The 11,245-nt window shown below is 36.9% G+C and carries 7 protein-coding genes; all 7 read right to left on the bottom strand.

Features of this window, described 5'->3' with window-relative positions; all coding sequences use genetic code 11:
• Positions 1 to 146 precede the first annotated feature (146 nt).
• From QME45_07855 to QME45_07825, 7 genes are read right to left on the bottom strand one after another with little or no spacing between them, the layout of a single operon-like run.
• Positions 147 to 1,148: a carbohydrate ABC transporter permease gene (locus tag QME45_07855; protein ID MDI6618577.1), complete on the bottom strand. Its 1,002-nt coding sequence runs from the start codon at positions 1,146 to 1,148 to the stop codon at positions 147 to 149.
• On the bottom strand, positions 1,132 to 2,034 hold the full coding sequence (locus QME45_07850) for a sugar ABC transporter permease (protein MDI6618576.1): 903 nt from the start codon (positions 2,032 to 2,034) through the stop codon (positions 1,132 to 1,134). Before QME45_07850 ends, QME45_07855 begins: the two co-directional genes overlap by 17 nt.
• A complete protein-coding gene (locus QME45_07845) occupies positions 2,031 to 4,226 on the bottom strand; it encodes a DUF5696 domain-containing protein (GenBank protein ID MDI6618575.1) in 2,196 nt (731 codons plus the stop codon). The genes QME45_07850 and QME45_07845 overlap by 4 nt, the downstream gene beginning before the upstream one ends.
• Positions 4,227 to 4,241: 15 nt before the next feature.
• Positions 4,242 to 6,416 (bottom strand): YIP1 family protein, encoded by a 2,175-nt coding sequence (locus tag QME45_07840; GenBank protein ID MDI6618574.1) that lies wholly within the window; start codon positions 6,414 to 6,416, stop codon positions 4,242 to 4,244.
• 14 nt (positions 6,417 to 6,430) lie between these two features.
• The gene (locus QME45_07835; GenBank protein ID MDI6618573.1) at positions 6,431 to 7,357 is read right to left on the bottom strand and encodes a carbohydrate ABC transporter permease; all 927 of its coding nucleotides are present in this window, start codon (positions 7,355 to 7,357) and stop codon (positions 6,431 to 6,433) included.
• A gap of 17 nt (positions 7,358 to 7,374) precedes the next feature.
• The gene (locus tag QME45_07830; protein MDI6618572.1) at positions 7,375 to 8,271 is read right to left on the bottom strand and encodes a sugar ABC transporter permease; all 897 of its coding nucleotides are present in this window, start codon (positions 8,269 to 8,271) and stop codon (positions 7,375 to 7,377) included.
• Positions 8,272 to 8,285: 14 nt separating this feature from the next.
• Positions 8,286 to 11,219, bottom strand: coding sequence for an extracellular solute-binding protein (locus tag QME45_07825; GenBank protein MDI6618571.1), 2,934 nt, complete (start codon positions 11,217 to 11,219; stop codon positions 8,286 to 8,288).
• Positions 11,220 to 11,245 lie beyond the last annotated feature (26 nt).

Below are 11,245 nucleotides of genomic sequence, written 5' to 3'. Positions count from 1 at the left end.
TGCTGCTGCACAATGAATAAATAGTTCATTGTGCAGCAGCACACTTTTATAACCTGCATCTTTGGCCAATAGTGTCGGCACTTATGATTAATTCATGTTGCCCAAAAACTGTCTGCGCAATTCAACCAATTTTTGGGCATTTATTTTTATTCTACCAGACCTGTCCGTTCTATGCCTTGCATGAATTTCTTTTGTATGAAGCCAAAAGCCATAAGTATGGGAAATATAATTAGGAACGTTCCTGCCATCAGTACAGCATTATTTATTGTATCTTCCCCTTCTTCAAGCAACATGCCGAAGAATATATCGCCCTGTGGATTATTGACATAATTGACAAGGGTCTGAAGTCTTGCAGGCAGAACTGTAAGAGCCATTTTATTTATATATATGGATGGTTCATAGAAGTCGTTCCAGTGCCATACCATTGAAAGGACTATTACTACCCAGAACACCGACCTTGCAACCGGAAGCACTATACTCCAGTATGTCCTTAGAAACCCACATCCGTCTATTTTAGCCGCATCTTCAAGTTCCTTTGGAAAGCCTGTATAAAACTGCCTGAATATAAATATAAACAGTCCTCCTCTTAATCCAAATCCAAAAAATGTTGGGACAAGTATCGGGAGATACGTATTCACCCATCCATAATTTGAAAATGCCATGTAAAGAGGGACGATTAATGTTTGTATTGGTACTATTATCGATAATATAACAATGAAAAACAATATATTTTTTCCTGGAAATTTATATCTTGCGAATCCATAACCTATAAATGAACATGAAATCAAATGTCCTAATGTACCGATTACAGTTAGCAGAACGGAATTCGTTATATACTTAAAATAACCCAGAATTCTGATCGCGAAAATATAATTTTGATATTTGATGCTCCTCGGTATCCAGTTTACTGTGAAGTCGTTGATATCCCTGTATGTTTTTAATGAAGTAATAAATACATATAAGAATGGATACAAAAATACAAAAGCTATGCTAAACAAAAGAATATATAATGCGATTCTGTATAACTTATGGGGTATATGATTGAACACTCTTGATATGCTTTCAAGCCTGTTATGCTTGATTCTCAACGAACTGCTTAAAAAACCATTTTTCAGGTTCCCATATATCATATTAACGACTTTTACCATTTTTTGTTTCCCCCTTCATATCAAAGCTGTATAAATGATTTTTCATTATCATAAATATCACCAGAATCAAGATCATTATAAATATGAAATATATCCAGCCGATTGCTGCAGCATATGCAAAATCCGTCCTTGTAAATGCGTAATCCTGTATATAGCTCAAAATAGGATTGGATATATCCGTAAATGAATCAAGGAGAGTATATATAATGTTAAGAAGCATGACAGGCGATATCATGGGCAAAGTTATCTTCCAGAACATCTCCCATTGCGTTGCACCGTCAACTTTTGCGGATTCATATAATGATTTAGATATGCCTTGCAAACTCGATAAGAACAGCAAAATCTGCACCCCGCAGCTCCACAGAACGGTTACTATCACTCCGAAAAAACTATTTACTGCTTCATCGACATTGGGACCGAGGTATGCTAATATTTTTTCCGGAATAAAAATGTTTTTGGCTTGCATAAGTACCTGTTCATTTATCCCCTGTCCGATAATCTGCTGCATTACGTACCCAGTCCCAAGTAAGAAAGGAAGAAAAAATGCTATCCTGAAAAAAGCTTTAAACTTTATATCATTGCTTATAAACATCGCAAGCATTAGCGAAAATACCAAAATAAGCGGCAACTTCAATAAAGATTCCCTGACTATACGCAAAAACATCGGGATAAACTGGACATCTGTCACGAAAGCTCTGATATAATTGTCAAATCCTATCCATTTTATTTTAAATCCGCTCATATCTATAACTTTCCCAAAACTTAGTTTTATAGAAACAAACAGTGGAAATGCGAAAAATGCAACGATTCCTATTATGAATGGCAGCATAAATATATACGCTTCAATTATCTTCTTTTTCCCCATGCTAATCTGCATTTTTTTCATTTCACGATGCCTCCTTTTTCTATAACCAGATAATCCTTCGCCTTTATTTTGTAACCATCGAAAGTTTTATCGCTTTCATTATAATTTATATATACAGTTGTTCCATTGCCATATCTGACCCTGTATAAATTATCATCGACTTTATCATGGCCGATCATATATTCATCCCAGATGCTGCTGAGTTTACCGTTAAATTCATCGTATATATCTGCAGCTGTATTTATCCAGTCATTATAATATGAAGTAAATAATTTATTATAATCTGTATATTTTAGCTCCCTTGATTTCTTATACGTGAACTGGAAATATGGCATGCACCCATACTCTATCCATTTCAGCTTTTGCTCAGTGGAATCATAAAACAGATTACCAGGTTCTGAAGAATAAGGTATCATGCCATGTACAACCATCTGGTAGAAAGGCACATCCTCATCTGATATGTAACTATGAGATGATTCTACAGGAATGTCATAAAGCCTGTCTGCATATTTTAACGTATACAGATTTCCTCCATTCAAGGCCACTCCACCGTTTTGTTTTGAAGCCAGTTCCATCATCGCCTTCCATTTCTCCTCCGTATCAGACCTGGTTGACGGATTTTTAGTATTGTAATCGTGATAAATAAGTTCCCCGATCCTATCCAGCGCAATGCCATTGCTATTTTGATCTGCCATATTGCCTATGAAATTTTTAAATTTATTATATGCAACCTGCGGACTGAGCAGGAAAGAATCCTTTGACTCATTGGTAACAGGCATCTTAGCTCCGTCGAATATTACATCTTTCCTTTTTGAAAATCCTCTGCTTTTGCTTAAGGCATCTTCAAAATTAGCTGATAAAAAGATTTTCATATCATTGTTCTTAACATATTCAGAAAGCAAATCGAAACCTTTTTTGCCACCGAGCGAGCGTTCAGGTGGCCAATTTACGGGATAATATCCATATCCTCCTTTCGCCCATCCATCCAGTTTTACCTGTATGTTTTTTATACCCTTATTGCTTAACTTTTCCAATATTTCTTTTGCCTGCTTGAAGCTCGTCATCACTACGTATTTATTGAATATCAGCCTTTTTTCTTTTATACCCATAAGGAAATCGATCGCAACAGGTATTTTTTTATCGGATATCGCTTTTTTTAACGCATTATTACCGATAAGATAATCTCTGTATGCATTAGCCATACCGCTGTAGTTCGCATCGTTTCCCTCCAAAAAAGCGTATCGCACTTCATGGGTCTGGTTTATTATCTTTTTATCCACTTTTGTGGCTTCAGGTACCTTGGCCATATTTGTGCCGTTTATAGTTATATTCGAAAGCATAACTTCAAAGAAATGTCTGTATGTAAATTCAAAGGAAGCTCTATTTAAGTTTACCGTATAACCTTCCGGTGAAACATTTATGCAGGTATTCTCCTCTCCCTTGTCCGCTATAGCCAGAAAAGCATTATCTCCATTTTTTACCCCATATACAGGTAGCATTGCCCTCTTCGTATTTTCATTCTCCGCATCAGCAGTATTTTTATCATTGATACTTACATCTTCAGGACTGTATATATACCATTTATATTCATTTAGTTTTTCAGGCCTTTCATAAACATTTTTATATTTCATCAATGAACCGCTGCCATCAGGACACAATATATACCCATCGACCTTGCTGTCTGCGGCTCCTAAAAATGGCATCAATTCAACGCTTACGATTCCATTTATATCGCTTTCCTCTATTCCGTCCATTGGGATATTGACTACCAGGAAATCTTTATCAAGTCTTATTTCAAGAGATATTTTGATTTTTATGTTTTTAAATTCATAATTAAGGCGGATGCCATTGCCTATATTATTATAACTTATCGCAGCCTGATTACCTGCTGAATAAGCCTTTTTTATTGCTAAATTTTTTTCATTGAAGGATACATAGTTAACAATAAATAATGAATTCATTCTATTTTGCCATGTCCTGTTGATATTTTTCATATCATAAACCTTATCATCTACTACTGACTTCCATACATATCCATTGCGCATATCTTCTATTTCCAGCGTATAAGATTTTGGATTGAAATAAAGTGAAAGATTAGCATTCCCAGCTATTTTTGTATATGCATCGGGAACACTTTTTGCAGCGCAGAATCCAGTTTTAAAACTAAAGACCAATATTGATGAAATAACTAAAAATACAATAAACTTCCTCATGTCTATCTCCCTCCTTTAAAGCAGTATCATCTGGACTTCACGTACCAATCCTAAAATAAACAAATACAGTTCTCCCACCAGTACAAAAATAAGTAATGTAATAGCCCATAAAAGAGCCATTGTCGCTACGCTCAGAATGCATACACCTATTGTTTTACCTATGCTAAAGTTGTTCATATTCTTTACGCTCAAAAATATCAATATTAAAATCCAGATATTTGTTGCATTCAAAATAAAACCATAAAGCGTGGATTCACTTCTCGCAAAAACATTTGATAAAACAGGAAGGGGAATATTGATCAATAAATAAGGTATCATGCAAAAGGATGTAACTACAAAAATTTCACCAAATGTCGATTCCCCGTCCAAAATTGCCGTTATTGCAAAGCTTGCTACCACCCAGGTGATTATTGGCAGAATGAGTTTAACCACTTCGAGTACAATGTTTGCATCTTTTATGTCTATATCCGCAAGAGGGTAATGCACCGTATAAATATAGAAAATCCTTACTGCAACGACCAACAGCAATATGATAATGCTCGGCATATAATTCAATTTATGCCTGCTGCTTTTTACATAATCAAATGCCTCAATCGGATGAAATAAAGTTGCTATTGATAATTTGAATAAATTGGCAAGTCTCATACGGTTTGGATTGAGCATTCTGAATTCCGTCAAAGCATTACGTGCCATTTTCTTCAAAAATTTTATTGCCAGGCTGAAAAAAATTATTACTGAAATAATCCCCAGAACTATCAGCCCAAAATATTGCCTGAAGATATCGTGCCGGTATTTGGTATATGCCATGGAATATCCGTTCCTGTCATTTGCATAAACATATTCCTGCATCGATTCTTTGTAACGCTTCTGTTTGTAAAATGTCTTTGCAATACCTGTATGCGCCATGTCATAATTTTCATCGATTTTCAAAACCTTGTTCCAAACATTATATGCTGCGTCATAATTGCCCTCAGAATACATCTTTACAGCCTGATGAACCAGTTTTATAAAATCTGTCGGTTCGAATATCTGTATATTATTTTTGGACATGTCAAGTTCGTAAATATTTCCATCATTATCTACGGCTATCGAAGACGGCAGATCGAATGATCCTTTCTGGTCACCTTTGCCCCCAAATACTGTAAGTAGGTTACCTTCCTGATCGTATTGATATATCTTGCATGTATTTCTTTCTATAGCACTTACGTTACCAGCTTTATCTACGGCAAGATCCACGAAATATGGTTTTATCGGCTTTCCATCATCGTCAAAGCGTTCTCCGTATACAAAAGTTTTATCAGTCATATTCATTTTTGTCAGAAAATCAAGATTAAATAAGTTCAAGCTATTACTAACGGAACCATATTTTCTATATATGTTCTCACCAACCGAATTTAATTTTTTGATCTCTCCCTCAGTAGCATCAGCGGTTGTCACATAAGTCATACCTTGTTCATCCATTGCGATATTAATAAATGCAGCCGGATTCCTTTTAACTATGTATTTTTTCTGCTGATTCGATGCAAATTTTCTAACAAGCGCTTCTACGATGTTAAAACCTACATTGGTCTGTCCCCAAAAACCTCTGAATCTATTATATGCGTCCATCAGCATTACCGACTGGTTCCCTATGGAATAAATATAGCCCGTAGGGCTTATACAAACTTTTGTCGGCTGAAAAGTGAATGTGCTTTCAAACAAATTGGAATCAGGTTTGACAAATTCTTCGACAAACTCCCCACCTGCCGACAGATGTACTATCCTTCCATTCCCCGTATCTGCGATATACATATTGCCGTCATCATCCGCAAATACGCCGCCTGGCGAATTCAATGGCTTCTGCTTTGGTCCTTTGAATATATTTAAAGTCGTACCTTCTTTTGTCATCTTAATAATCCTGTTATTTCCGGTATCAGTTATAAAAATATATCCCTGACTGTTTATAAAAATATCACCCGGTTTTTTTAAATATCCCGTTTCTTTTCCTGCGCTTCCGATATTATTTATAACCTTTTTCAGAACATATGTCTTGGGTATCGGTACTCTAACCGTACCGTCCAGAATATAATCCTCGCTTTCTGCCGCAAATGCCTGCTTTTCAGATATTGCTGCAGATAATATGAAGATAACCGCTATAAGCAATGCCGCCAGTATCCTATTGCCTTTTTTATGCCATTTAGACATTATCATGATGGACTTCCCCCTTATGCTTTTATTCCGGAATACATCATAGTTTCCATAACTTTCGACTGCATAAATGTAAAAATTATTATTGTAGGTATTGTCATTAAAAATGTCGCAGCAGATACGGCTCCTGCTCTCCCTATGGACATGGCGGCAGGTCCTCCGGCAATAGTCTGAAGGGCAAGAGGAAGCGTTTTCATCGCCTGGCTCGTTATAAATATCAATGGTGAAAAATAATCGTTCCAATTTGATACAAATGAAAAAACCACTAAAGTCGACCATGCCGGAGTTAGAGATGGCATGGCTATTTTCCAGAATACAGCCCATTCGTTGGCCCCGTCGATTCTTGCCGACTCCAATAGTTCATTTGGAAATTGTTCAATAAATTGCTTCATAAGAAAAAAATTATAAGCTACTGCTATATTCGGAATTATCAAGGCCCCATATTTGTTTATAAGTCCTAAATAATTTACCACCATATACCTTGGTATCTGTGTAACATGGTTTGAAAACATAAGCGCACCTACTATAAACGTAAACAAAACCTTCGAACCTGGTGGATTATGCTTTACCAGGCCATATGCACCCATTGAAGAAACTATTACCGTGCAAAATACAACTGTAACTGTTATAAACAAACTGTTGAATGCATATCTTGAAAAAGGAACGGTTGAACTGCTGAGGGATAACAGAAGATCATGGAAATTCTGTGTAGTAGGCTTTCTTACAAAATACCTTGGTGGAAATAAGAACAATTCATCTAACGGCTTAAAAGCTGTATTTATCACGTATATAAGCGGAAGCGCGGTAAATAATACTAAAAGCAACATTAATATATATACTATTATCTTTCCAAAAGTAATCTTTCTGAAACTTATCCTTCTTACTCTTAGTTCAGGCTGCTTTTCAAATGTTTTTAACTCCGCGCTTAAATTTTTCTCGAGCATTCGTATATCCTCCTTCTTTACATATCCTTCGAAGACAATAATTTCATTAGCAAACGTCCGAATACAAATGTTATACAGAATAAGACCATTGAAATTGCCGATGCATATCCCATTTCAAATCTTATAAATGCGTAGTCATACAGGTGGGCAACTATCGTGTGGGCGGCATAATTGGGACTTGGCATCCCCGCAACAGATACTGCAATATCGAATACACCAAAGGAACCTACTACAGAATTGATTGCTCCAAACAACAGCTGGGGTTTCATCATGGGAAGAGTAATATAAACAAGTTCCTGGAACTTGTTTTTTATTCCGTCAATAGCTCCTGCCTCATAAAGCTCCTTCGGTATATTTTGAAGGCCCGCCAGAAAAACCAAAAAACCGGTACCCATGCTCATCCAGATGGATATAACTATTATTACAGGCATAATGTATTTTGCATCCATTGTCCAGAGTATCGGCTCCTTAATAATCCCAAAATTTATCAATATATTATTTATGAGCCCATAGCGGTCGCCTGAAAAAAAATACAGCCAGACGACAGACATCGCGACACCGCTTGTAATGGACGGTGCATAGAATGCAAGGGCAAAGCCCTTACGAAACCTGAGCTGGTTTATAACCCATGCTGCAAAAAGCGACATAAAGTATCCTATAGGCCCCGTGATGCATGCAAAAACAAATGTATTTTTAAGTGCGATTAAAAATACGTCATCATCCAGAAAAAGCAGCTTATAATTGGTAAGCCCTATCCATTTTGGACGCTGAAGCATATTATAATTCGTAAAACTGGTGCCCAGTGCTACAAGCACAGGTATTATTACAAAAATTACAAATAGTACTACAAAAGGAAGTAGGAATAAATAACCAACATAATATTTTTTCCACCATTTTTTAAATTTCGATTTCATCCCCCGCAGCCCCCTTATTTTGCATTATCTGAAACTCCGTATTCTTCCTGCTTCATCTTCATCTCTCTGTTTATATCTTCAACAGCTTGTTCGATTGAATCCCTTACAGGCTCCCCATTTATTACGATCCTGTTCCATGCGTTATTTATGTGACGGCCTGTAAAATATCCACCAAGCACATTTGGAGTCTCTTTTGCCCATTTCAATTGTTCCTCGATAACCTCAATGTCCTCTTTATTCCAGGATAGATTTTCAAAGGCTTCCATATTGGCAGTATTCCATCTTGCTTCTGTACCTATCGTGGCTTCTATTTCTCTTGCGAACCTTGTCTGCACAGTATTGCTTGTCCACCAGTCCAGAAATTTCCACGATTCTTCAGGATGCTTTGATTGCTTCATAATCATATCGCACTGGCCTGCAAGCCCGCCATTTGACCTATCGATTGTTCCATCTGCCTTTTTAATGCCTGGTAGCAGTGCGATACCCCAGCGTCCGGCGAGCTCCGGCGCTGCAACGGAAAGCTGCAGATAAAGACCGTAGTTACCTATGCCCATTGGCATTTCTCCCGTCCTGAAACGATTATAAAAATTTGCGACTATAGGTATAGCATAATTAGTATACAATTCAGAGCATTCCTTAAATGCCATATAAGCCTCTGGAGTATCCAATCCGGTTTTTTTCTTATCCATCGTATAAAAACTACCGCCATGCTGGAATATAAACTGAGAAAAATCTACAGGATAATAAAATTCGAGCCCGTTTTGATATAAAACCGGAAGAACATGATCATATAATTCTTCTCTTGTATTGGGAAGCTTTATCCCAAGATCGCTTACTATATCTTTCCTGTAAAACATTACAGTAAAATCCATCGTCTCCGGTAATGCGTAAATTCCTCCATTATATTCATAGGGTATAAAAATATTTGGCAGGAATCTCTTTGAGACCTCTTTGAAATCCTTGAATTTCGATAAATCATATACAGTATCCCTTATTGCAAATTCCACTGGAGAGTTGCTTGCACTCCCAAGGGCAACATCAGGAGCCTTCCCGGACATAATAGAAAGCATAAGCGCATTTACACTGCCCGCATTAAGCTGCGAGGACGGCAGAACATTTACATTAATGGCAATTCCTGTCTCAGGTGTAAAATCCTCATCCGTCATCTCTTTAATAAGCTCTGCCCATTCAGTGCCTCTTGCAATCCATATGTCTATTACGGAATTGACCTTTGTCTTTTTGTCCAATATACTGCCTACATTATCGTAATCTTTCTTAAAAGATACCAGAAATGTATCAAAAGTGGCTCTTAACTTTTGAAATATATTTGAACCGGAATTTGTTATTTTCTCTTCAGGTGCGCCGATAATAAAGTAATCAATTACCAAAGGTTGATCCTGAAGGCTCAAATACCACGAACTCAGGCTAGTTTGAGCGCTGTTTAAATCATTCATCCTTTTTGCTATTGTAAAAGGGTCCTTAAGCATATCTTTAATCTGGCTTATAATCGTAGTAAAGTTATTTGCCATTGCCGGAAGTTTTTGGGACTTCTCCTTGAGAAAATCATATTTCCACTGCAGGTTCTTTGTTAAAGTCTCCATGTCTTTCCGTAGATTAGGTATCTTCTCCATAAACTCATAATCGTAGTTAGGGTCAGGCGTATCGCCTGTTATTTTTATAATGTCCCTTATAATATTTGAGAGCAATAGCGAATCATCATTGATAGATTGTGCAATCTGAGCAAGATAACTCATTTTTGCAGTCATTGTAATAGCATGGTCGCCCTTTGTTAAATAAAACAGATATGGGTTGTCTGATGAATCTTTTAGAACCTCGGTACGCCAATTTTTGTTATATACAAACTCGTATTCCTCCATCTCCTTAAAGGGAACTTTGCCATCAATCGCTATTTGCCTGAATGAAGAAAGCCCGTCTTTCCACCACTGTCCTGCTCTTAAAGCGATTTTGTATAATCCATCTTCCGGTACAGTTATTTTCCACGTTATTGACTGGTTCCCACGCCTCCATCTCCAATCACCTATGACATTCAGTTTTCTATTTATTGATGAAGCAGGTTCACAGGAGGGATCTCCGTTGCTCTCCCTTCTGATTGTCGGATCGCTTTTTTCTATAACCGCCTTTTCAGCTTGAATTTTAACTGTTTTAGTACCTTCCTTATACCCATTGGCCTTATATTGCTTTTTTATCTCGTCATATGCAGGTAAAGTCTCGGCTGGTTTTATATAAAATTTACCTACTATAATTGTCTGATCGACATATCCAAGCCTTACTACATGTTTACCGGGTTTAAAATAGAACTTGAAAGGTTCGGAATAAAAACCCGAGCTGTCGTATAATTTAGTGCTTCTCCAACCGGAAATTTCAACCTGGCTTGGCCTTACTTCATCTCCAATGCTATTTACCACAGGTTCCGCTTTATCATGCCACATACGATTGAACTTTATATTATTGGATTCATAGAAAGGCACTTGCCCATCGATGTAAATTGATCTTACTGCCGAATTGCCGGACCCTGGAGGCATATAATATTCTAATTCAATTTCATATAAACCTTCCGAACTTACGTCAAAATTCCATTCAGCCCATGGCATTTCTTTATCCCATATAAATGCAGGATCTTTTCTACCATTGATACCTGCTTCCAGTCTTATATTTTTGCCCTTTGGGACTTTAATACTTTTTTCATCGATTGTGATAGTCTGTGAATTTGCCACCTTATAACCTTTTTCCTCATAGCTTTTGAGGACATAAGTATAATATTGATATTTCATAGAATTGTAATATTCCGGAGGTACTTCCTGCCCAGAACCATATGTAAATTTAGCCTTAAGGGGTACGTCAGATACTGCTTTAACATGTACCTGCATCGACCATAAAACACCAACACACAGCATCAAGGCGAAAATCTTTTTCATTTTGTTATTCATAATTCTCCACCTTCCATAAAACCATT

It is taken from the genome of Clostridiales bacterium, from assembly GCA_030016385.1.
Classification (GTDB): Bacteria; Bacillota; Clostridia; order Clostridiales; family Oxobacteraceae; genus JASEJN01.
Note: the sequence above shows the minus strand (reverse complement) of the source record. Positions and strands in the feature narration are given on the sequence as shown.